Source organism: Chryseobacterium sp. SORGH_AS_0447, assembly GCF_030818695.1.
Classification (GTDB): domain Bacteria; phylum Bacteroidota; class Bacteroidia; order Flavobacteriales; family Weeksellaceae; genus Chryseobacterium.
The window spans coordinates 1,622,956-1,644,880 of record NZ_JAUTAR010000001.1 but is presented as its reverse complement, the minus strand read 5'-3'; the positions used below and the strand labels follow the sequence as shown (position 1 = coordinate 1,644,880).

21 protein-coding genes are annotated in these 21,925 nt (G+C 41.0%); 9 read left to right on the top strand and 12 right to left on the bottom strand.

The window, feature by feature from the left end:
- Positions 1-3: 3 nt before the first annotated feature.
- Positions 4-636, top strand: a complete 633-nt coding sequence (locus QE422_RS07755; RefSeq protein ID WP_307456475.1) for a DUF3575 domain-containing protein — start codon at positions 4-6, stop codon at positions 634-636.
- A gap of 4 nt (positions 637-640) precedes the next feature.
- Positions 641-847: a hypothetical protein gene (locus QE422_RS07750; protein WP_307456473.1), complete on the top strand. Its 207-nt coding sequence runs from the start codon at positions 641-643 to the stop codon at positions 845-847.
- 103 nt (positions 848-950) lie between these two features.
- On the opposite strand, the gene QE422_RS07745 is transcribed toward QE422_RS07750, so the two are convergent.
- Positions 951-2,162 carry a DUF1343 domain-containing protein gene (locus QE422_RS07745; protein WP_307456472.1) on the bottom strand — a complete coding sequence of 404 codons (1,212 nt, stop codon included), beginning with the start codon at positions 2,160-2,162 and terminating at the stop codon, positions 951-953.
- A 4-nt stretch (positions 2,163-2,166) separates the two neighbouring features.
- Between QE422_RS07745 and QE422_RS07740 the strand changes: the two genes are divergently transcribed.
- A complete protein-coding gene (locus QE422_RS07740; RefSeq protein ID WP_307462309.1) occupies positions 2,167-3,396 on the top strand; it encodes an FtsX-like permease family protein in 1,230 nt (409 codons plus the stop codon).
- Positions 3,397-3,730: 334 nt separating this feature from the next.
- A complete protein-coding gene (locus QE422_RS07735) occupies positions 3,731-4,714 on the top strand; it encodes a PLP-dependent cysteine synthase family protein (RefSeq protein ID WP_307456470.1) in 984 nt (327 codons plus the stop codon).
- 56 nt (positions 4,715-4,770) lie between these two features.
- Here QE422_RS07735 and QE422_RS07730 read toward each other — a convergent pair whose 3' ends face one another.
- The 3 genes from QE422_RS07730 to QE422_RS07720 form a co-directional block, all read right to left on the bottom strand.
- Complete coding sequence (locus QE422_RS07730; protein ID WP_307456468.1) at positions 4,771-5,298, bottom strand: YcxB family protein; 528 nt, start codon at positions 5,296-5,298, stop codon at positions 4,771-4,773.
- A gap of 288 nt (positions 5,299-5,586) precedes the next feature.
- Positions 5,587-5,889, bottom strand: coding sequence for a chaperone modulator CbpM (locus QE422_RS07725; RefSeq protein WP_307456466.1), 303 nt, complete (start codon positions 5,887-5,889; stop codon positions 5,587-5,589).
- A 3-nt stretch (positions 5,890-5,892) separates the two neighbouring features.
- A complete protein-coding gene (locus tag QE422_RS07720; RefSeq protein ID WP_307456464.1) occupies positions 5,893-6,822 on the bottom strand; it encodes a J domain-containing protein in 930 nt (309 codons plus the stop codon).
- 92 nt (positions 6,823-6,914) lie between these two features.
- On the opposite strand from QE422_RS07720, the gene QE422_RS07715 reads away from it, so the two are divergent.
- Both QE422_RS07715 and QE422_RS07710 read left to right on the top strand, forming a co-directional pair.
- Entirely contained in the window at positions 6,915-8,114 is a 1,200-nt protein-coding gene (locus tag QE422_RS07715; protein ID WP_307456463.1) for a dicarboxylate/amino acid:cation symporter, read from the top strand.
- A 34-nt stretch (positions 8,115-8,148) separates the two neighbouring features.
- Positions 8,149-8,679: a hypothetical protein gene (locus QE422_RS07710; protein WP_307456461.1), complete on the top strand. Its 531-nt coding sequence runs from the start codon at positions 8,149-8,151 to the stop codon at positions 8,677-8,679.
- Positions 8,680-8,682: 3 nt separating this feature from the next.
- Here the strand turns inward: QE422_RS07710 and QE422_RS07705 are convergent, their stop codons facing one another.
- Together QE422_RS07705 and QE422_RS07700 are read right to left on the bottom strand one after the other, a co-directional pair.
- The gene (locus QE422_RS07705) at positions 8,683-9,066 is read right to left on the bottom strand and encodes a DUF779 domain-containing protein (RefSeq protein WP_307456459.1); all 384 of its coding nucleotides are present in this window, start codon (positions 9,064-9,066) and stop codon (positions 8,683-8,685) included.
- Positions 9,067-9,237: 171 nt separating this feature from the next.
- A complete protein-coding gene (locus QE422_RS07700) occupies positions 9,238-10,767 on the bottom strand; it encodes an aldehyde dehydrogenase family protein (protein WP_307456457.1) in 1,530 nt (509 codons plus the stop codon).
- A gap of 185 nt (positions 10,768-10,952) precedes the next feature.
- Between QE422_RS07700 and QE422_RS07695 the strand changes: the two genes are divergently transcribed.
- Complete coding sequence (locus QE422_RS07695) at positions 10,953-11,876, top strand: AraC family transcriptional regulator (RefSeq protein WP_307456455.1); 924 nt, start codon at positions 10,953-10,955, stop codon at positions 11,874-11,876.
- On the top strand, positions 11,873-12,817 hold the full coding sequence (locus tag QE422_RS07690) for an alpha/beta hydrolase (RefSeq protein ID WP_307456453.1): 945 nt from the start codon (positions 11,873-11,875) through the stop codon (positions 12,815-12,817). The genes QE422_RS07695 and QE422_RS07690 overlap by 4 nt, the downstream gene beginning before the upstream one ends.
- A gap of 165 nt (positions 12,818-12,982) precedes the next feature.
- Here QE422_RS07690 and QE422_RS07685 read toward each other — a convergent pair whose 3' ends face one another.
- The 6 genes from QE422_RS07685 to QE422_RS07660 form a co-directional block, all read right to left on the bottom strand.
- On the bottom strand, positions 12,983-14,311 hold the full coding sequence (locus QE422_RS07685; protein ID WP_307456451.1) for a hydroxymethylglutaryl-CoA synthase family protein: 1,329 nt from the start codon (positions 14,309-14,311) through the stop codon (positions 12,983-12,985).
- Positions 14,312-14,869: 558 nt separating this feature from the next.
- Positions 14,870-17,383 (bottom strand): M1 family aminopeptidase, encoded by a 2,514-nt coding sequence (locus QE422_RS07680; protein ID WP_307456449.1) that lies wholly within the window; start codon positions 17,381-17,383, stop codon positions 14,870-14,872.
- Positions 17,384-17,395: 12 nt separating this feature from the next.
- A complete protein-coding gene (locus tag QE422_RS07675; RefSeq protein ID WP_307456448.1) occupies positions 17,396-17,614 on the bottom strand; it encodes a hypothetical protein in 219 nt (72 codons plus the stop codon).
- A 4-nt stretch (positions 17,615-17,618) separates the two neighbouring features.
- Positions 17,619-18,938 carry a serine hydrolase gene (locus tag QE422_RS07670; protein WP_307456447.1) on the bottom strand — a complete coding sequence of 440 codons (1,320 nt, stop codon included), beginning with the start codon at positions 18,936-18,938 and terminating at the stop codon, positions 17,619-17,621.
- 381 nt (positions 18,939-19,319) lie between these two features.
- A complete protein-coding gene (locus tag QE422_RS07665; protein ID WP_307456445.1) occupies positions 19,320-19,562 on the bottom strand; it encodes a hypothetical protein in 243 nt (80 codons plus the stop codon).
- 41 nt (positions 19,563-19,603) lie between these two features.
- On the bottom strand, positions 19,604-20,398 hold the full coding sequence (locus QE422_RS07660) for a thymidylate synthase (protein ID WP_307456443.1): 795 nt from the start codon (positions 20,396-20,398) through the stop codon (positions 19,604-19,606).
- 207 nt (positions 20,399-20,605) lie between these two features.
- Between QE422_RS07660 and QE422_RS07655 the strand changes: the two genes are divergently transcribed.
- The gene (locus QE422_RS07655) at positions 20,606-21,910 is read left to right on the top strand and encodes a TolC family protein (protein ID WP_307456441.1); all 1,305 of its coding nucleotides are present in this window, start codon (positions 20,606-20,608) and stop codon (positions 21,908-21,910) included.
- Positions 21,911-21,925: the final 15 nt, after the last annotated feature.

Genomic DNA, 21,925 nt, shown 5'->3' with positions numbered 1-21,925 from the left:
CGAATGTCAAAAATTAAATTTATTACAGGATTTCTTACCCTGTTTTTATTAGGAAGTTTAAACGCCCAGGAACAGGAACAGCCATCTGAAAAAAGCGTATATGTGAAGGGAAATGCTTTATTTATCCCTATCGGAATTGTAAATTTAGCACTGGAGCATCAGGTAAGCAAGAAGGTTACGGTGCAGGGTGATGTTTTTATTTCGCCTTGGAAATCTTTTGCAGGACATGAGATGCAGTATTATTCCATTTCATTAGAAGGACGATATTATTTCAATGAAGCATTTAACCACTGGTATATTGGAGCCAATATTGCAGCATCCCGTTTTAATGTACAAAAATGGAACTACTGGAAAGACAATATATATACTGAAGAAGAAACAGGGATTACCCGTAATTCTTCAGATTTTTATCAAAGAGGATATTCGTTAATCCTGGGAGTTACTGCAGGATACCAGTTTAAAGTTTCCGACCGCTGGAATATCGATATCTATGGAGCGGTAGGAACTTCACAGGACTTCTACAAAGGATATGACCGTGTTAGAGGAGACCGTTATGATAAAGCGACCGACTACAATAAGAGCGGTGAAATCATTCCATATAGAGGCGGCGTTATGATTTCTTATAAATTAAAATAATCTCATGAAGTTATTCGGAAAGAACCATATCATTATTTGTGTCATTACATTTGTCATCCTTTTCCTGATGAATTACCTCGGAAATGATCAGGCAGACAAGCTGGAAAGAGCGCTCATGATTGCCGGAGCCGGCGTTATCGGGCTGTCCATCGGTTTGGTTATTATGAACAAAGGAAAAGATGATAAGACACCGCCACAGAATTTTGACTGATATAATAAAGTGAATGGTCAATAGTCAATGGTGAATTCGCTAACGCTTGTGAATTTTAAAAATTGACTGGCGAAGCCAAATTGACGATTGACCATTCACCTTTCTATTTTTCATAAACCACATATTTCTTCCTGATCTTTTCGAACTGATCGAGATCGGATTTCCAGGATGCTTTTATCTCGGAAACTGATTTTCCTGCAACAAGCTGCTTTCTCAGCTCATCGCTTCCCGCCAGTGTATCAAACCAGAAATTCTTCCCTGCTGCAGGCTGAAGGAAAAAACTGAGATCCGGATTTCTGTAATTTTTATAGGCTTTCATCAGCCATTCGAGATTCAATTCCCTGAGGTCATGCGGATACTCCGACAGATTTTCGCCGTAACATAATTTCCCGTTTAAAAAGGGGTCTTTTGCTCCTTTCGTAGGCTTAGGGATAAACTGATAAGGCAGACTTTGGGTCCACGGTGAGCCGTAGATCTGAAACGGAAGATCCGTACCCCTTCCTACCGAAACCTGTGTCCCTTCGAAAAAGCAAAGGCTTGGATATAAATTGATCGATTTATCGTTCGGAAGGTTGGGCGATGGCCTGTCCAGCATTGGGTACCGCTTGGTTTTATGATAGTTTTTCATTGGGATCAGGGTGTACTTAGCCTGCACCTTATTTTTGAGCCACTTTTCACCATTGACCATTTTTCCGTATTCGCCGATGGTTAATCCGTACACCACCGGAACTTCATGCATACCGACAAAGCTGGTCCATTTTTTCTTTAAAACCGGTCCGTCTGTATAACCGTCATGCGGATTTGGACGGTCTAATACGATGACCTCTACATTATTTTCGGCTCCGGCTTCCATCACATACGTTAGCGTGGAAATATAAGTATAGAAACGGACTCCGACATCCTGAATGTCAAATAAAATAATATCAATTCCCTTCAACTGTTCAACACTTGGCTTTTTGTTGTTGCCATACAGGGAAACAATCGGAATCCCGGTCTTTACGTCCACCCCGTTTTTTACTTTTTCCCCGGCGTCGGCATCTCCCCTGAAGCCATGTTCCGGCGCAAAAATAGACTTGATTTTAATTCCGTTTTTTACCAGGAAATCCACCACATAAGTCCGGTCGCTCATCAGTCCCGTCTGGTTGGTCACGACCCCGACGGTTTTGCCTTTCAGCAAGGGCAAATACAATCCGGGCTGATCGGCACCGGTTTTAAAATTACCTGTATATTGAACCTGAGAATAATATTGATTGAATACTCCTAAAAAAATTAGGCAAATAAGAAGTAAATTTTTAATTTTGAAATCTAAATTCATCGTCTTGAGCTTTCCTTTATATTTTTCCAAAAAAATAGCGTTTTCCAAAGATAACAAAAATAACCTATCACGGGTCATCATCTTTATCGGCAGGCTTTCCGTGGCTTTGGGAATTATTGTTTCGCTGATCACCGTTTCCACGGGGTTTGGCTCCAAGAAAGCCATAAAAGAAAGACTGGCAGATTTCAGCGGGCATATTACCGTACGTTCAACCCGGTCCAACTCGTCGTATAATACGTCGGTACTGGATAACCAGGGGCTGGACCTGAAAAAAATAAAAGAGTTGCCGGATGTGGCAAGTGTCCAGAAATATGCTACGGTAACAGGAATTATGCGGAATGAGCACAATTTTGCCGGTATTATTTTCAAAGGGGTTGGAAAAGATTTCGACAGCCTTCGGTTTAAAAAATTCCTGATCGCCGGAACCTCACCGAAAGTTACTGAAAAAGGATATTATAACGGGGTTACCATCTCTCAGAAAATAGCCAATGATCTTCATTTGAAAGTAAAAGACAGCATCGTAACCGTTTTCTCCAAAGCAGATCAGAAGCCTATTTACAGAAAATTTGAGGTAGTCGGAATCTACAGGACGGATATTAAAATGATCGATGACCAGTTTGTGCTGGGTGGAATTAACCATGTACGCAAAATTCAGGATATGAAGCCGGATGAAATCGGCGGACTGGATATTTTTTTTAAAAACGTAAACGATATCGACCGGAATATGCCTGAAATTGAAAAGCTGATCGGCTATAAAAACTATGCGGAAAAGGCAACGGAAAAATTCCCGCAGATTACCGACTGGATCAGCATTTTCGACACCAATATCGCATTGATCATCATCATCATGCTGATTGTCGTGGTCATTAATATCATCATGGTTCTTCTGATCCTGATTATTGAGAGAACAAATTCCATTGGTTTACTGAAAACCCTTGGCGCAAGCAATGCGCAGATCAGGGCTACGTTTATCAATTATACGCTCATCATCATGGTTCCGGGATTACTGTACGGAAACGCTATCGGCCTCGGCCTGATTTTCATCCAGAAGATTTTTGGAGTAATTAAATTAAATCCGGAGAATTATTATGTAAGCACCGTTCCGGTAGACCTCAATCCAATTGCAATTATCTCCATTTCTCTCGGCATCCTGCTTATTTCGGGTCTGGCACTGATTGTTCCGAGTTACCTGATCAGCAAAATATCCCCGGTAAAAGCGATAAAGTATAATTAGGTTAATAGTTAATAGTGAATTTGCTTCGCTAGTGAATTTAGAATTATAAAATTAACTATTGATATTAAACATAAATAGTCAATAATAAACCATTACTTCATTTTACTTACAAATCATTATCCGATTGATACGGTCGAATTCTTATATTGAAATAAAAGGATTGATTTACGAATCTTTTAAAATTAAGTATGGTTAAATAAGATTATCATAAATAATCTGTCGGTAAACTTCTATCTATCACGCAGGTTTACAGTTAATCTATCTTTTTGATGATGGATGACTTATAATTAATTCGTTGAAAGCCGTATCTTTGCACGTGCTTTAAAAAACATTTATGAAATACGCAAACAACATCCTCGAAACCATCGGAAACACCCCATTGGTAAAGCTAAATAAAGTTTTAGGTGAAGATTTTCCGGCATTGGTTTTGGCAAAGGTGGAAACTTTCAATCCGGGAAATTCCGTAAAAGACAGAATGGCCCTGAAAATGATTGAAGACGCCGAGAAAGATGGAAGATTGAAACCCGGAGGAACCATTATTGAAGGAACTTCAGGAAATACAGGGATGGGGCTGGCTCTTGCCGCGATCATCAAAGGCTACAAATGTATCTTTGTAACCAACTCGAAACAGTCTAAAGAAAAATGTGATATTCTCCGTGCCGTAGGAGCCGAGGTAATCGTATGTCCGACCGACGTAAAGCCTACTGACCCGCGTTCTTATTATTCAGTGTCTAAAAGACTGGCTAAAGAGACGGAAAACGGATGGTACGTAAACCAATACGACAATTTATCGAACCGCGCGGCGCATTATGAATCTACCGCTCCAGAAATCTGGGAACAGACTGAAGGTAAACTGACGCACTTTGTAGTAGGTGCCGGAACAGGAGGGACCATTACGGGCTGCGGTAAATTTTTCAAGGAGAAAAATGAAAACATCAAAATCATTGGTGTTGATACCTACGGATCAATCCTGAAAGAAATTCACGAAACCGGAGAAATCAATTTAGGTAATGCTTATACCTATATTACCGAAGGGATCGGAGAAGATATTCTTCCTGAAAACTATGATATGTCGGTGATCGATCACTTTGAGAAAGTAACGGATAAGGACGGTGCGGTTTACGCCAGGAAACTGGCCAAGGAAGAAGGGATTTTCTGCGGCTATTCGGCGGGAAGTGCCATTGCATCAATGGTCCAGATGAAAGACCAGTTTACAAAAGATGATGTGATCGTGGTTCTCCTTCATGACCACGGTTCCCGATACGTTGGAAAGATCTACAACGACGAGTGGATGAAAGAAATGGGCTGGCTGGATTAATTAATCAGCTTCAATCATAAAAAAACTCAGAGCAAAGTTGCTCTGAGTTTTTTGTTTTATGTCGTAATATTCTTTTTTACCACCTGTTTCAATATGCTGTAATCCTTTTCACTCATGGCCTTCTTCGGAAATACATAGCTGTATTTTCCTTCCAGAACTATACACTCATTGTTATTGTCGAAATATTCGAAGTCTTTCCATTCGCTGGTTTCTTTTTCACCGTCGATATTCACGGTAAAAAAATTTTCATCAAACCTTATCTCATAGATGTTGCATTTTTCAAGCCTTGTCAGATAACGGCTGACCTGCTTTTTCCACCTTGAAACTTTGTTGATGCTTACGGAAAGGAAAACAGCACACAGTAAAAACAGAAAACTTACAAAATATAAAATCCCTGCTTTTTCCCGGGTAAAATCATTCCTGAAAATAAATACGATCAGCAGAATCGCTCCTATTACAATCGTAGTTATTGTTCTTCCTCTGGTGGTCGGCGAGAAAAACAGGCTTCCCTGGTTTCCGTTAAAATAGATCTCTTCAAAATCCTGCCTTCTCGGTTTTAAAACAATTACCTTTTCTTCGCTCATACTGATAAATTCTGAATACAAAGCTAGTTGAAAATTTCAGAACTCCGATACGGAATCTGATATGATTGTTTTTTAACCGGAGATTGGAATAAGGAAGTTGAATGCCGGGAGTTATCTTCTTCATATTACAACCAGAGGTTTTGATGATTAAAAGATATCAATCCGATTAGAAAGCCCTTTTAAACTCTGACAGATTCTTATTGCTAATTTACCTTAAGCATAATTCAGTAACTAAAAATTATGTAGTACTAAACTCAAGGTCTTAAAGCTTGCCACCTTCCATCACCCTTATCCTTCTTCGTACTTATTGCCGATTACCGAAAGCCTGTTCATCAGTTCACGGTTTCTCTGCTTCAGCACTTCCATCTTTTTAAGCATCTCATGAATCACCTCCAGTCCCGGAAGATTGATATCCAGATCATAATGCCAGTTGGTAAATTTCTCGAAATTAGGCAGGTCTTCATACATCAGATACCGGATTTCATTTTCAGTCTGAATATTCAGCAGGCCGGAATCGACCAGTTCATCAAAAAAAGTGATTTCGATATTGTATATTTTTACGAGTTCTTCCCTCGATATTCTTTCACTCATGACTTAGGAATTTTTTAGTTGTTCAAAAAGTTCTTTCTGCTTATCCGTGAGATTTGTTGGAAGCTTTACTTCGTAAGTTACAAACAGGTCACCGGATTCCCCTTCTTTTTTATATACGGGAAAGCCTTTGCCTTTCAGCCTTACCGTTGTTCCGTTCTGGGTTCCCGGTTTTACTTTCAGGTTGACGCTTCCATTCAGGGTATTCACTTTTACATCACCTCCCAAAACGGCGGTGTACATATCAATGGTGACCTTAGTTTTCAAATCGTCCCCTACTCTTTCAAAATCCGGATCCGCCGGAATAGTAAAGGTTATGTACAGATCTCCGTTCGGGCCTCCGTTAAAGCCGGGCTCGCCATGACCTTTCAGTTTGATCTGCTGTCCGTCGTACACACCTGCCGGAATCGTAATCCGTACTTTTTTACCGTTAATTTCAAAAGTCTGTGGATGCGTAACGGCAGCATCTCTCAAGTTCAGATTCAGTTCTGCATGAACATCCTGTCCTTTGAATTTTCCTGACGCGCTTCCGCGGGAACTTCTTCCAAAGCCTCCGCCGCCTGCACCACCGAACATGCTCTGGAAAAAATCTGAAAAATCTTCTCCTTCCCCAAAATCGGCACCTGAAAACCCGCCTCCGAAGTTTCCTCCCTGACCCTGGCTTTGATATTGTCTTTGCTGCTGTTGCTGAGCTTTTTCGTATTCTTCCCCGTGTTTCCAGTGTTCGCCATACTTATCGTATTTGGCTCGGTTTTCCGGATTGCTCAGCACTTCATTGGCTTCGTTGAGTTCCTTAAATTTCCGTTCCGCTTCCTTATCATTCGGATTAAGGTCCGGATGAAGCTTTCTTGCCAGTTTACGATACGCTTTCTTGATGTCTTCCTGAGTTGCATTTTTGTCTACGCCTAAAATGGTATAGTAATCTATATAAGCCATAGAAACAATTTTTCTTAAAATCAACAAATTTGAGACCGAAACAGGCAGTTCAAATATTAAAAATTACCGCTATCTTTGATCAAAAAGCATCCATGAACAGCGTCCTGAAAAACTACTCCGGAATTTTACTCCTGCTTCTCGGAATTACCATCGGCAGCATCATCGGAATTGTGGCTCCAAACCTGGTGGAGTATCTGAAACCTTTGGGCGATATTTTCCTGAACCTCCTTTTCGTAAGTGTGGTTCCGCTGGTATTTTTTGCAGTCGCCAACTCTATTGCATCGCTGGAACAGCAGTCTAAGTTCGGGAGAATAATGTTCGTTATGACCTTTACGTTTCTTTTTTTCATCATCACGGCGGCAATCTTTACTATTGGTGCTGTGTATCTGTTTCCGGTTTCGGGGGTAATGGGCAGCAGTGAAGTTGTGGAAGCATCAGCCGGTGACGACAGTTGGGCTGACAGGATTGTCGGGTTCTTTAGCGTTGGGGAGTTTACCCAGCTTTTTTCGAGACAAAATATGCTCGCGCTTCTCATCTTTTCGTTTATGACCGGATTTTCAGCGAGGAAAGCAGGGGAAAAAGGGATGGTTTTCAGGTCATTTATTGCTTCAGGATATGAAGTGATGAAAGAGCTGCTTTTAATCATCATGAGAGCCGCCCCAATTGGTTTGGGTGCTTATCTTGCCTATCAGGTAGCTACTTTGGGACCTCAGCTTTTCGGGTTTTATGCCAAACCTCTGGGACTCTATTATGTTGCCGGAGTTATCTATTTTATTGTCTTTTTTTCGCTGTATGCTTTTATGGCCAATGGGAAAACAGGGGTAAAAAGTTTCTGGACCCATGCTCCGTTTCCGACCTTAACCGCTTTGAGTACGTGCAGCAGCTTTGCCACGATGCCTGCTAATTTGGAAGCTGCCTCAAAAATCGGGATTCCGAGCCAGATCTCGAATATCGTCATTCCGATAGGGACAACCCTGCATAAAAACGGCTCGTCGATGTCTTCGATCATTAAAATTTATGTGGCATTCCTGATTATCGGAAGGGATTTTTTTGATCCGGTGAATCTGCTGTTGGCCCTGGGAATTACTATCTTTGTCAGCATTGTCGCCGGCGGAATTCCGAATGGCGGTTATATTGGGGAAATGCTGATGATCTCCGTCTACCAGCTGCCACAGGAAGCTGTTCCGGCCGTGATGATCATCGGTACCCTGGTGGATCCTTTGGCCACCGTACTGAATGCGGTGGGACAATTGGTCGCTTCGATGTTTGTAAGCCGGTTTGTGAAGGTGTGACCTTATTATTTATGTAATTTTCATTCAAATTACCATGAACTCTTTTTACAAAAGTATCGGACTGTACGATAGTTTAAATCTCAGCCTTGAAATGGACGGATCTGAATTTACAGAAAGTCTTCGGAAAATCACATATAAAACCAATACGACGTTCCTGTCATTAATTCCAGATAATGGAATACCTACACGATTTGAATACCGCGGGATTGTTAATTCGGATTATTTTATCATCAAAAAAAGAGTCTGTTTCTTTGACTTTAATGTGATTCATTCCGTAATCAAAGGAAATATATTAAAAGAAAATAATAGAACTGCTATTACTGTAGAATTCGTTCCTTTCCTTCCTTATCTTCCAACGCTCGTTTTTTTTGTTCCTGCTATGATCTTTATTGCTCTCCAATTCTTTAAAGAAAACGAAAATTTTATTCTTACTGCTTTCCCTTTTATTCTATTAATAATTCAGTATTTCGGATTAAAAAGAGCAATAAAAAAAGACAAATATGACTTTGAAAGGGAATTATACTTTATTGCCCGGAAAAACAATCAGTTCCAGAATATTAAATAAAAATTACTCACTCCGTTTCACCGGTTTCAGGTTTTCCAGTTCTTCGGGCGTGAAGAGCCTGTAAATAACTTTAAATGTTTTTCCCAAAGGGGTTTCAAGAGAAAACCCTCCCGGTCCGAAACCGTCGGTAACGTCTAAGGTAAAATGGGAATATTGCCAGTATTCAAAGAGGTCACGGTCGATCCAGAATTCATGGTTGTGGATGGTTCCGATCATGGCGTCGTTCATTCTGGGGAAAAATCCGCCTTTCTCAAAACACTGCGGCTGGGTTCCTTCACAGCATCCTCCGGCCTGGTAGAACATCAGGTCCCCATATTTTTTTTCCAACTCCCAGATCACTTCCAATGCTTTTTCGGTGGCTGAAAGCCTGGGTATTTTATTCTGCATAATTTTCTTTTTATAGATGTATTTAATCACAGACTACAGGTCCGCGTGAGGGATAGGAAGGGGCTCGCTGAAAGCGGGCGTGCAAAGCACCGGAACGAAGTGGAGCCCTGGATAGCCCGGCCGTTTCCCCGTTGCAAGACGGGGAAACGGACACGCCATCATGTATAAAAATTAAAAGAAACCGAGTTTGTTCTTGTTGTAAGAGATCAGCATATTCTTGGTCTGACGGTAATGATCGAGCATCATTTTGTGATTCTCACGCCCGATTCCCGACTGCTTGTATCCTCCGAATGGCGCTCCTGCCGGATAAGAATGGTACTGGTTGACCCATACCCTGCCCGCCTGGATCTGACGCGGAACATTGTACAACTGGTGTGCATCTCTCGTCCATACTCCTGCACCAAGGCCATAGATGGTATCATTGGCAATTTTCACCGCTTCTTCTTCATCTTTGAAAGTTGTAAACGCCAATACCGGCCCGAAAATTTCTTCCTGGAAAATCCTCATTCTGTTGGAGCCTTTAAAGATCGTTGGCTGGATGTAGTATCCTTCTTCCAATCCTTCTCCTACATTATTCACATCACCTCCTGTAAGCACTTCAGCTCCTTCTTCTTTCCCTAATTTGATATAGGAAAGGATCTTGTCTTTCTGGATCTGTGAGGCCTGCGCTCCCATCATTACGGTTTTATCCAACGGGTTTCCGACTTTGATGGCCTTCACCCTTTCAATCACTTTGGCGATGAAAGCATCTGCAATATCTTCCTGAACCAACAACCTTGAAGGGCAGGTACAGATTTCCCCCTGATTTAAGGCGAAAAGAACAGCTCCTTCAACTGCTTTGTCTAAAAATTCGTCGTCGGCGTCCATCACGGAACTGAAGAACACGTTTGGCGATTTACCACCCAGTTCCAAGGTTACCGGAATAATATTTTCCGTGGCATATTGCATAACCAGACGTCCGGTTGCTGTAGAACCTGTGAATGCCGCTTTATTTATTTTCGGATTGGTTACCAGGGCTCTTCCGAGTTCTGCCCCGAATCCGTTGACGATGTTTACAACGCCCGGAGGAAGAAGATCACCGATCAGTTCCATCAAAACCATAATGGAGATCGGGGTGCTTTCTGCCGGTTTCAAGACCACACAGTTTCCTGCCGCCAATGCCGGAGCCAGTTTCCATACTGCCATTAAGATCGGGAAGTTCCACGGGATGATCTGTGCGATAACTCCCAGCGGTTCGTGGACGATCAGGGAAACGGTATCTTTATCCAGCTCGTTGTGGGATCCTTCTTCTGCTCTGATGACCGACGCAAAATACCTGAAATGATCGATTGCCAGCGGAATGTCTGCTGCCAGCGTTTCCCTTACGGCTTTCCCGTTATCGATGGTTTCAACAGTGGCAATATATTCCAGATTCTGTTCGATCCTGTCGGCAATTTTATTTAAAATAATGCTTCTCTCCGTGGAAGAAGTATTTTTCCAGGTTTCGAAGGCTTTTTCGGCAGCATTAACGGCGAGCTCCAGATCTTCCTTAGAGGAATGGGCGGCCTGTGTGAAATTTTTCCCGTTAACCGGAGAAACCACGTCAAAATATTTTCCGTTTACAGGTGCGGTAAACTGCCCGTTGATATAGTTATCATATTTGCTTTTGAACTCAGGCCATTGTAATAGGGTCTCTGACTGCTGTTGTGTTGTAGTGCTCATAATTCGTACAATTTTAATTTTTATTATCCATCCAAATTACACTTCTCTTTGACATTCGTATAGCACAATCGTACAAAAAAACTTCAAAATCGTACACAGCATTTGTTTTTTATGGTTTCATTAACAAATTGATAGGCAGATATTTTCTATATTTGAGTATAGAGGCCCATAAAAAATGTTTAGTAATGAACAGCAACAAGATTTTATTAGAAACTCCTGAATTGAAAAGGGAAAACCAGCTTATGAGCCTGGTGGAAAATCAGACGACCTTCAATCTAAACAACTGCGAATTCAGCATCTACGAAACGCATCAGGCAGCTTTTGGGGTAAAGCTTCATTTTGAGACGATTGCTTTCACGGCCATGCTCCGCGGAAAAAAACATATGAAGCTGGATAATAAAACCGGCTATTTCGATTATTTTCCAGGAGAAAGCGTACTTGTTTCCCCGGGTGAAACGATGGTCATCGATTTTCCTGAAGCCGATGAAACGCCTACCCAATGCATTTCGCTGAGCCTTAATCCTGAATTTATCGAAGATTCCCTGAATTATCTGAATTATCATCTTCCGAAGGCTGACGAAACTTCCCACTGGAATATCGGGCTGGATGAATATTATCTTTTCAACAATACTTCCCTGGCCTCTGCAACCAATAATATTATGCGGATTGCGATGGATAACAATTCCCAAAAGGATATTATGGCCGATTTTGCGCTGAAAGAACTTTTGATCCGGCTGATGCAAACCCAGGCAAGGGGCATCGTGGAAAAGAATATGGCGAAAAACAGATCGAGGATCGGCTTTGTGGTAGATTATATTAAGAAAAATTTGCATCAGAAGCTGTCCGTGGAAAGCATTGCAAAAATGGCCTACGTAAGCAAGTCGAACTTTTTTAAAATGTTTAAGGAAGAACTAGGCACATCACCGAACGATTTTATTTTACAGGAAAGGATCAGCAGGGCGAAAGAGCTCCTGGCAGGCCGGAACAGCATTAAAGAAACCGCTTTCCAGACGGGCTTTTCGGACACGAATTATTTTACAAGGGTTTTTAAACAGCTCGTAGGGATCACCCCAAAAAGCTATCAGGATAAAACAACTTTTTTTGAATGAAACGGCTGATTGTTCTGACAGTTGCGCTTCTCCTCATGAGCCATGCTGCCGATGCACAGTCCGGAAAGCAGCCCTTTACTTTACCTTCAGATTCGGAACAAATTGATTTATGGAATGCTGTTATGCCGGATAAAGGCGGCTCAAGAGGTCCTGAAATTATAAGTAACAAGGGTTCTATTACTCATATTTCAACGCCACGGCTGATTGTTCACCGTCCTCAACATTCTAATGGAACGGCCATACTTGTCATCAGCGGCGGAGGATATGCCCACATTGAACTGGGGAAAGAAAGCCATCCTACGGCCAGTTGGCTGCAGTCGCAGGGAGTTACCGCTTTCGAACTTATTTACAGGTTGCCCCAGAAAGTCTGGAATACCACGAGTGTTCCTTTTGAAGATGCCCAGCGTGCGGTAAGGCTAATCCGCAGCATGGCGGATCAATATGGAATAAATCCGCATAAGATCGGCGTTCTGGGATTTTCGGCAGGCGGGCATCTGGCAGGCATTACCGCTACTCTTTTTAATAAGAAATTTTACGAACCGGTTGATTTTATCGATTCATTATCCGCAAGACCGGATTTTGCAGGGCTCATCTATCCTGTTATTTCCATGCTTCCGCCCAATAACAAAACCCATTCGCTGAAGAGTATTTTAGGTCTTCATCCTACCATTTCGCAGGAAACCGCTTTTTCGGTAGAACGGCAGGTTACAGCCGATACGCCGCCCACTTTTCTGGCGCAGGCTCAAGATGATCCGGTTTCACCCGTACAGAACTCTTATCTCATGAATGCGGCTTTAGAAAAGGCCGATGTTCCCGTAGAAATGCATATTTTTCGGAGCGGCGACCATGGCTGGGGTTTGGGAAAACCGGGAACTGAGGTTTCCGAATGGCCGCAATTATTTAAAAGCTGGGCACAACGGAATGGATTCTGGGGAAAATAACTCATACTTGCTATTTTAATCTGAAGAAGATTAAACACATAAGTCATATAAGATCAGGACCAAACTTTGAAAATAGTTTAGAATATTATAGAAAATCAAAGATTTATTTAAAATAAAAACCGGAACTCATTAAATTCCGGTTCTATATTTGTCTTTAAGTTAATCTTATTTTTTAAAATCGTAATATCTAGCTCCTTTCAATACCGGGTTTTCCAGTTCTACCGATTTCAGTCCGAAGCCTTTATAGTTTTTATTCAACGAATTTTCCAGCTGTTTGCGGTGAAGTTTTTCGTAGGTATCGAAATCGATCGCCGTCCTGTTTTTCAGCTCTTCAAAAATATTCCATTTTCCGGCAACCTCTTTCCAGTTGGCCGAAACTTTACCGGTAAACACTTTGGACTTCGAACCGCTTCCGTATCCTAAAAATCCGATTTCCTGCCCTGCCAGTTCTTCATTTTCATTAAATGAAGTCTGCAAAGCGGAAAGCAGGGCCATAAAAATGGAAGCAGTATACATATTCCCGATTTCGGAAGATGCCCTTTGTGATTTTTCAATTTTTTGATTGATAAACGCAAGGTATTCGTCTGACTTTGCTACGGCTTTCTGTTCTTCAGGCGTTTCGTAAGACAATCCGTTCTCAAGGCTGTAGATTTCCGTGAACACCCTTTTTCCGTGGAAAGCATACGGAAGGTGGAAAATGAGGTATTTCCAGTTTTCATAAGGCTTTTCTTTACTCGTGATTTCTTTGTAATGGCTGTAGGCTTCCCTGATCCTGTCCTGATAACACTGGTTGGAATATTGCCCGTCGAAAACAGGCTCATCAGTAAATATTTCAATTTTGTCAGGAAAACTTTCAGGCGCGTGAGAAAGATCTTCTTTTTTGAAATGGCGCCTCGGCTTAAAAAAATCGAAGACACTTTCTGTAGCTACTCCCCAATGGTTCTCAATTTCCAAAAGATTAGGAGTTGATGAAACCAGAACGGCTACTGCACCCCCTCCCTGGGTATATTCTCCGGACGAAGCCAGCTCATATTTTGCATAGTCACTGGCAATCACCACTGCTTTTTTATCAGGATTGGCACGTACGAAATCCAACGAATTGTGGAGTGCATCCACGGCACCGATACAGGCGAAGGTCATGTCTACCACATCACAGTTTCTGAAAACCCTTTCACCAAATTCGGCTCCCAAAGCGTCTTCAACCATCTGCATTGCGTACGAGGCGGTCGGCTTGGCTGCGTCGAGGGCACTTTCCGTCCCAAGATAAATTCTTGATATTTCTTTGGGATTAAGTTCGTAATCTCTAATCAGCTTCAGCAAAGCTTCTGCTGCAAATGTTGCCGCATCTTCGTGTACGTCGGGAAAGCCCATTTTGTGAAGGCCCAGTCCTTTTTCCAGTTTAGCCGGTTCAATGCCTCTTTTTTCCGCCAGGTCTTTAATTTTCAGATATAATGAAGGTACGTGGTAACTTGCCGCCTCAATTCCAAAAGTCATACTAATTTATTTTAGTACGAATTTAAAAAATGTAAACGTTTAATCATATATGATTTTTATCCGATTTTTCATTTTCATTAAAGAAATTCTATTTAAATGTAAAAGAGGAGCTTTTGACTAATAAAAAGGGCATTCCTATAAAGAAATGCCCAAGTGTAAATTATTAATTAAATTTGTGTTCAGCTATAAATCAAAAAAATTTATTCTTTCATAACCCTTCCTGAACTTATTGTTTCATAAGTAAGCGATGATCATTAAGAGCATTACTCAGGTATAATAAAAATAAAAGTCAGGGAATGTAAATGGTAATTTGAATAATGATTCTCATTGAATATCATCGGTTTGCAAGCAATTGTAATTATTCCTTTTGCCCGACTAGGGCCTGTATTTTTCTTCAATGGTTATCGGTATTAATTTGACAGCAAAACTACGTTAAAAAAACAGATAAATCAAATATTTTGTTAAAGAACTAAATTAATTTTAATTATAACGATTAAAATAAAATAACCGCCATCCAGGACAGCGGTTATCATATTTTATTAAATTATGGTTCTGAAATTATTTAAAATCCTCTATGGCTTTGTTGATGGCATCAATCTGCTTGTTGATGCTGGCAGCACTTTGCGGATTCTGTTTCAGCAGTTCCATTTTCTTATTCAGTCCGTCTTTCAGCATCTGGGTTATCATCATTTTAACCTGTGGGTTGTTTCCGATCTCCCCTTTTGCCCGGCCCAGCATTTTTGTAATCCCTTCCGTCGCCTTCAGATTGTCGGAGCTCATGATCCAGTTGTAGCCTTCTTCCGCAGACTTGCCCAATTCAGGATTCTGGAATTTGATAAACGGATAAAATGCGACAAGCTGGGTAATATTTTCCATTTGTGAAGTGACTTTATTTTTAACAATCACCGGCAGAAGTTTATTCATCAGGTCTTCAGAAGCATCTTTTAAATCGATTTTTTCAGCCAGCGCCCCTGCTCGTGAAGAATCGATTTCGATGATCGCACTTACCGAACTTCCTCTTACAGCATTGGAAACGGCATTCATGCCTTTTTCAAAAACAGGAAGGTATTTTTTATCCTTCGTTTTGGCCAATGCAGAAATGGCTGCTGCCTGTACCAGTGTTTTAGGATCGTTTCCTGCCAGTTTTTCGACGTCCGCACCCATAGCTTTGAACTGTTCGGCGTTGGAAAGGTCCATCATTTTTAGAGCTTTTATCCTTGTTCTGAAAAAAGGATCTTTTATTGCCGCGGCCAACAGTTTGGTGGCTGCGGGATTTTTTCCGACCTGGTCTTTGATCCCGTTCAGTGCTTCATATTTGCTTTTGAATTCTTTGGAACCCATGAACTGCATCAGGTTCTGCTCAGGAGTCTTCGTATCGGTAATTTCTGCCACTAAAATTCCATCTGCATTGATGTTTACCAGATCTGCATTTTTGGAAACATCAAAATTAAAGGTATTTTTTGCCTGTGCATCTACCCATACATTATATCTTTTTGGCTTCCCATTATCGTACACATCGATGGCCAGCGGAAACTGAAACGGCTGTTCCTGGGTCTGCTCGATGGTAACGGCAATCTGTTTTTTCACCGGCTCAAACGTATAGGAATATTTAAGCTTCGGATTTCCGCTTCCGAAATACCACTGGTTGAAAAACCAGTTCAGGTCTCTTCCCGAAACCTTTTCAAAGGACAATCTCAACTGGTGGGCTTCCGCATTTCCGTATTCGTAGGTTTTCAGGTAATCATTCATTCCGGCGAAAAAAGCATCATCGCCCAAATAGTTTCTCAGCATATGAAGAATTCCTCCTCCTTTCTGGTAGGTTACCAAATCGAAGACATCTTCACGGGAAGCATAATCGAACCTCACCAGATCTTTCTTGAAATCCCCAGGATTATGAAGATACATATTCACATCAGTCATCTGGTGATAATCGGCCTGGTCTTTTCCGTATTTGTATTCGTTCCACAGGTATTCGGAATAGTTGGCAAAAGACTCGTTTACGGTAAGGTTGCTCCAGCTTTCCGCGGTTACCAGATCTCCGAACCAATGGTGAAACAGCTCATGAGCGATGGTATCTTCCCACGTGTTTTCATCGACCAGCTGCCCCGGCTTCTGCAAAATCCCGCTTCCATGAAGGGTTGCCGTTGTGTTTTCCATCGCACCACTTACATAATCTCTTCCGGAGATCTGCGCATATTTTGCCCATGGATAGTCGTAGCCCAGCTTCTTAGAGAAAAACTCGATCATTTCCGGAGTGTTTCCATAGATCTGTTTTGCATACGGCTCGTATTCTTTTTCAATATAGTAGTCTACCGGGATGTTTCTCCATTTGTCTTTTACAATGGCATAGTCTCCGACGCCCATGAAGAAAAGATAAGTAGAATGTCTTTTATCCATTACCCAGTGATCGGTTCTGAGACCGTTTGCTTCTTTCTGCGAATCTTTTAAAATACCGTTGGAAAGAGTAACATATTTATCAGGAACCGTCATGTAAATTTCCTGGGTGGTTTTCTGGTTGGATTTATCAATCGTCGGGAACCAGGCCGATGAAGATTCCGTTTCACCCTGCGTCCAGATCTGGGTAGGCTTATCGGGCTCCTTACCCTGGGCATTGATAAAATAAAGGCCTTTTGCATCGCTAATGGCTGCACTTCCCTCCTGCTTTACTTCGTTAGGACGCGCCGTATATTTGATGTAAACCGTATATTCCTGATTTTTCTGGTAGATTTTATCCAGGGTAATTTTTAAAACCTCATTTTTATAATCGTATTTTAAAGGAGATTTTTTACCATTTGCTTCCAATGCTACTTCATGGATGAGCATTCCTTTGGCATCCAGTGTCAGTTCGTTGGTCGGATAGAAAAAGGGAGCGGCCGTAAGCCATTCTTCCCCGCTCATCTGTTCCTTCTGGTAATCGAAGTTTACTTTAAGTTTGGTGTGCTTCAGTTCTGTTACCTTGGTATGGGTAGCCCGGTACACTTTTTCACGGCCCGAAGTTTCGGTTTGTGCCACTGCATTTGTGGAAAAGAAAATCCCACCCAATAAAGCAATCGATAAAATGGCTTTTTTCATGTATTTCTAAAATTATTTTTTGGTTAGAATATCAAAAATATCGTTGACCAATGTTTCGTAATCCCCTTTTTTGAACTGTTCTTTTGTTTTGGCAAAAGCTTTTTTTAATTCGCTTTCCGGATTTTCATCGTCAATCGTTTCTACAGAATCCACGCCCTTCATCTGGAGAATGGCATTTTTCAGTGCTTCAAGATCGGCATCCTGTACCATGTTAATTTTTAAATATTTCATTGTCTTATTCTTTGGTAAAAGTATCTTTTTCGCCACCCTGCATGATGACAAACTGATTTTTCTCCGGGAAAAACTCGACGGTAATGCCGGCGGGTTCAAATTTGAATTTTGTGCCGGAAACCGCATCCAACGGGAATGCACCTTGCCCGGTAGCCTGTGCCATCAGTTTGTTATCCTGGATAAAAATATTAAATTTTACGGGAATTCCGGGACTGGCGTATTTTCCTGTAAATTTCTGAAGTTCGCTTTTGGCGATAGTGAATGTTTTAAAGTCCGGCATTTCAAAGTCATGTCCGGCAGCCGTTTCCAGAAGCTTAACGGATATTTCATTGATGTTCATATCCGATTGATTGACGGTAAAGGCCGCAGCTATTTTCAGATCAGGAAAATAATACAGGACCGACCTGAACTCATCGATCCCTCCGTTATGACCATACCCCCAATACTTTCCAAATGGAACTTTTGTAAGACCAAACCCATACCCATCGGTAAAAGTTTTCATTTTTTCAAGACTCTGTTTTCTGATCAGCTTTCCCTGTTCCAGCGCCAATATAAAATCCAACAGATCCCGTGGCGTCGAAATCATATTTCCGGCACCGATCGGAATGCTCATGTCCGTTTCGTCAGAAGCCTGATAGGTTCCGTTGGTACATTTATAGGACTTTGCCTGATTTTTTGAAGTATCGATCGGCCCACCGACTTCCGTAAAGGTAAGTTTCAGCGGCTTGGTAATTTTAGACCGGATCAGTTCGGCGTAGGGCTTTTTATATATTTTTTCGAGAATAAATCCCAGCAAAATGTAATTGGAATTGCTGTACTCATATTTCGAGCCGGGTTCAAAATCACTGTTGAATTTTTTAATAATCCCGATCAGGTTACTTTCCGTCTGCGTTTTTGTATTATATTGAAGGTATTCCGCTTCATCGGTAAGATTATGGATTCCCGAGCGGTGCTGCAATAAGTTCTCAATGGTAATTTTGGACGCGTTAGGAATTTCAGGATAAAAATCCGAAAGTTTACGATCCAGGGTAATCTTTTTTTCCTCAACCGCTTTCATGACCAGTACGGCTGTAAAGGTCTTGCTGATCGATCCGATGCGGTATTGGGTATCTACATTTGCCTTTTGCTGTTTTCCTGCATCAGCAAACCCAACCACTTTAATAAAAGTCGGACGGTCATTTTCCGCAAAAGCAAAACTTCCCATTACTTTGTGATGAGCGTAAAGAGAGTCGAGATAATTTCCCAGCTTCTCTTTTACGTTGGTCTGAGAAAAGGCGATGCCGGAAATTCCGATGGCTGAGAGAAAAAGTAACTTTTTCAACATACTTTTGAGATTTGATAATAAGTTGAAATATTTGACGAGATGTTACAAAAAAAGCGAAGTTTGGAAGCTTCACTTTCAGTATTCTAAGTAAGAAGATGTTTTAATTTTACCGGATTCTGTTTGCAGTGTCAAAATAATTTGATGATTATTTCATCTTTCTTAATTTCATAAATCAACTTAATTTGCTTTTTGCCAATAAGAGTATATTTAATTTCAGGGAATCTTTCTAATGAAGGATGTTTAATAATTTTATCGTTAATTGTCTGTCTGAATTTCTTAATATCAGATTCAACACTGCGATTTCTTTTTTAGTCCAATGCATTTGCAGGAAATCTACAATTTCCTCCAGCGAAATTCTTGCCGTCTCTGATATTGTAATTTTCATTTTTTATTAAAAATGCGCTCCAATAGATCATCAGTCAATTCCTGGGATTTCCCATTTTTATACTCATTCTCGCTCTGCTCCATCACCTTTGCAAAATATTCTGAATTCTCGATTTCTTCCCACGAATATGCTTTATCGTCTTCAGAAACTTCAATATTCGTGACGCCTTTTATTTGTGATAAAAGTTTTTTAATGAACGGAACATCGGCATATTCATCTAAACTGATCTTGATTTCCATAATTCAATATTTAGATCAAAGTTAATTAAAATTATTAAAAATCAGATGGCTACCGGCGCTTTAATTCCCGGATGCGGATCGTAATTCTCCAACGTAAAGTCTTCAAAATCAAAATCAAAAATATTCTTAACTTCAGGATTAAGCTTCATCACCGGGAGCGGACGCGGCTCTCTTGAAAGCTGCTTCTGAACCTGCTCAAAATGGTTATTGTAAATATGAACGTCTCCGAAACTGTGTACGTAATCCCCAACTTCCAGTTCACATACCTGCGCTACCATCATCAATAACAAAGCATAGCTTGCAATGTTGAAGGGAACGCCCAGAAATACGTCTGCACTTCTTTGATACAATTGAAGCGACAGTTTACCATCTGCTACATAAAACTGGAATAGCGCATGGCAAGGTGCCAAAGCCATATTCGGAATTTCCGCTACATTCCAGGCCGATACGATGAGCCTCCTGGAATCCGGATTTTTTTTGATCTGCTCGATTACTTCCGTAATCTGGTCCACTACTTTTCCATCGGCACCGGTCCAGCTCCGCCACTGCGCGCCGTACACCGGCCCAAGATCTCCGTTTTCATCAGCCCATTCGTCCCAAATAGAAACGCCGTTGTCTTTCAGATATTTAATATTGGTATCGCCTTTTAAGAACCAAAGCAATTCATAGATAATCGACTTCAAATGCACTTTTTTGGTGGTTACCATAGGAAAACCTTCAGACAGGTCATATCTCAGCTGATAGCCGAAAACACTTCTGGTTCCGGTTCCGGTTCTATCGGTTTTATCTGTCCCATTGTCTAAAATATGCTGTAAGAGGTCTAAGTAGTTCTGCATCGTCTTATAATTTATCGTTTAAAAAACCGCTGTTGATTTTTTACAAAATAAAGGATTTTTAATGTAAAAAAGTTCTTTTAAAATTGAAAAATAAAAATCTGTAACGATAGAAAGAAGCAATACTTCTATAAAATAAGGCCGTTCGTCTAATACTTTTGATTTTCTATCGGGAATCGGGGAATTTTGTCACCGTAAAGCAGAAAGACAATGAAAAATTACTTCACTATAGCGCTCTTTATCGGGATCCTGGCTCCTGCTCAAAAAGTATGGACGCTGCAGGATTGTCTTGATTATGCGGTAAAAAACAACATTACGGTAAAGAAAACCGTTCTCGATAAAAAGACGGCTCAGCTGAATTATCAGCAGCAGAAAAATAATAAACTTCCGACCATTTACGGTTCATCTTCATTGGGATTAACCAATGGTTCGAGTATTGACCCGATCACCAGCAGCTTTGTGAATCAGAATATTTTATCGAACAGTTTCGGGTTGAGCGGAAATATGACGATTTACCAGGGAAATAAACTGAATTTACAGATCGAGCAGAATAAAATGATCCTGGATCAGTCTTCCCTGTATCAGCAACAAGCAGAAAACAATATCATCCTGAATGTTCTGCAAGCCTATCTGCAGTCTTTATACTATTATGAAGGAATTGAAATTGCCCGATACACCGCAAATTCTTCAGTACAAGAACTGAAACAAACGCAGATCAAATATAAAAACGGAGCCATTTCACAGCTGGAACTGGCCGATGTGGAAACTCAGAACGCCCAAAACCAATATACCGTTGTCAATAATGAAAATCTGTACAACCAGCAGGTTTTAAAATTAAAACAATTACTGGAACTGGATCCAAGTGTAGATTTTGAAATTGAAAAAACATCGCTTCCCAATATTGAAGAAACCCTTCCCGATAAACAGCAGGTTTTTGCTCAGGCAGCAGAAAATCTTCCCGATCTCAAAATTTATGATGCACAAAATAAGATCCTGAACAAAGCACTGGAAATAACAAAATCCGGTTACAAGCCTACCCTTTCCGCAACGGCAGGATTGAATACCGGGTTTACCAGCACTCAGGACTATTCTTACATGAATCAGATTAAAAATAACTTCAATAAGTCAGTAGGAATTTCGCTTAACATTCCGATTTTCTCGAAAAAACAGAACGACACGAATGTAGAATTAGCGAAAATAGACATCGAGCAAAATAATTTAGACAAGATCAGTGCAGGAAAAACCCTGTATTCAAGCATCGAAACCGCATGGCAAAATGCGGTAGCCAACCAGGCTCAACAGAAATCTTCGAAAGTAGCGCGAGATAATGCCAAACTTTCCTATGACTTATCTGCCAAGAAATTCGAGTTCGGAGGCTTAACGACCACAGAACTTGCGGTAAGCAGAAATACTTATCTGACGAACGAACAGACTTATCTGCAATCGAAATACATGGCAGTTCTGTACACCCAGCTCCTGAATTTTTACCAGGGAAAAATTCTAACCACCAATTAAAAGTAACAGGAAATA

Excerpts from the sequence above, each read along its gene's own strand:
- QE422_RS07675 (WP_307456448.1), bottom strand. The coding sequence starts at position 17,614 with ATGAAATATTTAAAAATTAACATGGTACAGGATGCCGATCTTGAAGCA.
- QE422_RS07655 (WP_307456441.1), top strand. The coding sequence starts at position 20,606 with ATGAAAAATTACTTCACTATAGCGCTCTTTATCGGGATCCTGGCTCCT.
- QE422_RS07750 (WP_307456473.1), top strand. The coding sequence starts at position 641 with ATGAAGTTATTCGGAAAGAACCATATCATTATTTGTGTCATTACATTT.
- QE422_RS07715 (WP_307456463.1), top strand. The coding sequence starts at position 6,915 with ATGAACAGCGTCCTGAAAAACTACTCCGGAATTTTACTCCTGCTTCTC.
- QE422_RS07665 (WP_307456445.1), bottom strand. The coding sequence starts at position 19,562 with ATGGAAATCAAGATCAGTTTAGATGAATATGCCGATGTTCCGTTCATT.
- QE422_RS07700 (WP_307456457.1), bottom strand. The coding sequence starts at position 10,767 with ATGAGCACTACAACACAACAGCAGTCAGAGACCCTATTACAATGGCCT.
- QE422_RS07745 (WP_307456472.1), bottom strand. The coding sequence starts at position 2,162 with ATGAATTTAGATTTCAAAATTAAAAATTTACTTCTTATTTGCCTAATT.
- QE422_RS07685 (WP_307456451.1), bottom strand. The coding sequence starts at position 14,311 with ATGACTTTTGGAATTGAGGCGGCAAGTTACCACGTACCTTCATTATAT.
- QE422_RS07730 (WP_307456468.1), bottom strand. The coding sequence starts at position 5,298 with ATGAGCGAAGAAAAGGTAATTGTTTTAAAACCGAGAAGGCAGGATTTT.
- QE422_RS07710 (WP_307456461.1), top strand. The coding sequence starts at position 8,149 with ATGAACTCTTTTTACAAAAGTATCGGACTGTACGATAGTTTAAATCTC.
- QE422_RS07725 (WP_307456466.1), bottom strand. The coding sequence starts at position 5,889 with ATGAGTGAAAGAATATCGAGGGAAGAACTCGTAAAAATATACAATATC.
- QE422_RS07690 (WP_307456453.1), top strand. The coding sequence starts at position 11,873 with ATGAAACGGCTGATTGTTCTGACAGTTGCGCTTCTCCTCATGAGCCAT.
- QE422_RS07695 (WP_307456455.1), top strand. The coding sequence starts at position 10,953 with ATGAACAGCAACAAGATTTTATTAGAAACTCCTGAATTGAAAAGGGAA.
- QE422_RS07705 (WP_307456459.1), bottom strand. The coding sequence starts at position 9,066 with ATGCAGAATAAAATACCCAGGCTTTCAGCCACCGAAAAAGCATTGGAA.
- QE422_RS07670 (WP_307456447.1), bottom strand. The coding sequence starts at position 18,938 with ATGTTGAAAAAGTTACTTTTTCTCTCAGCCATCGGAATTTCCGGCATC.
- QE422_RS07660 (WP_307456443.1), bottom strand. The coding sequence starts at position 20,398 with ATGCAGAACTACTTAGACCTCTTACAGCATATTTTAGACAATGGGACA.
- QE422_RS07720 (WP_307456464.1), bottom strand. The coding sequence starts at position 6,822 with ATGGCTTATATAGATTACTATACCATTTTAGGCGTAGACAAAAATGCA.
- QE422_RS07680 (WP_307456449.1), bottom strand. The coding sequence starts at position 17,383 with ATGAAAAAAGCCATTTTATCGATTGCTTTATTGGGTGGGATTTTCTTT.
- QE422_RS07735 (WP_307456470.1), top strand. The coding sequence starts at position 3,731 with ATGAAATACGCAAACAACATCCTCGAAACCATCGGAAACACCCCATTG.
- QE422_RS07755 (WP_307456475.1), top strand. The coding sequence starts at position 4 with ATGTCAAAAATTAAATTTATTACAGGATTTCTTACCCTGTTTTTATTA.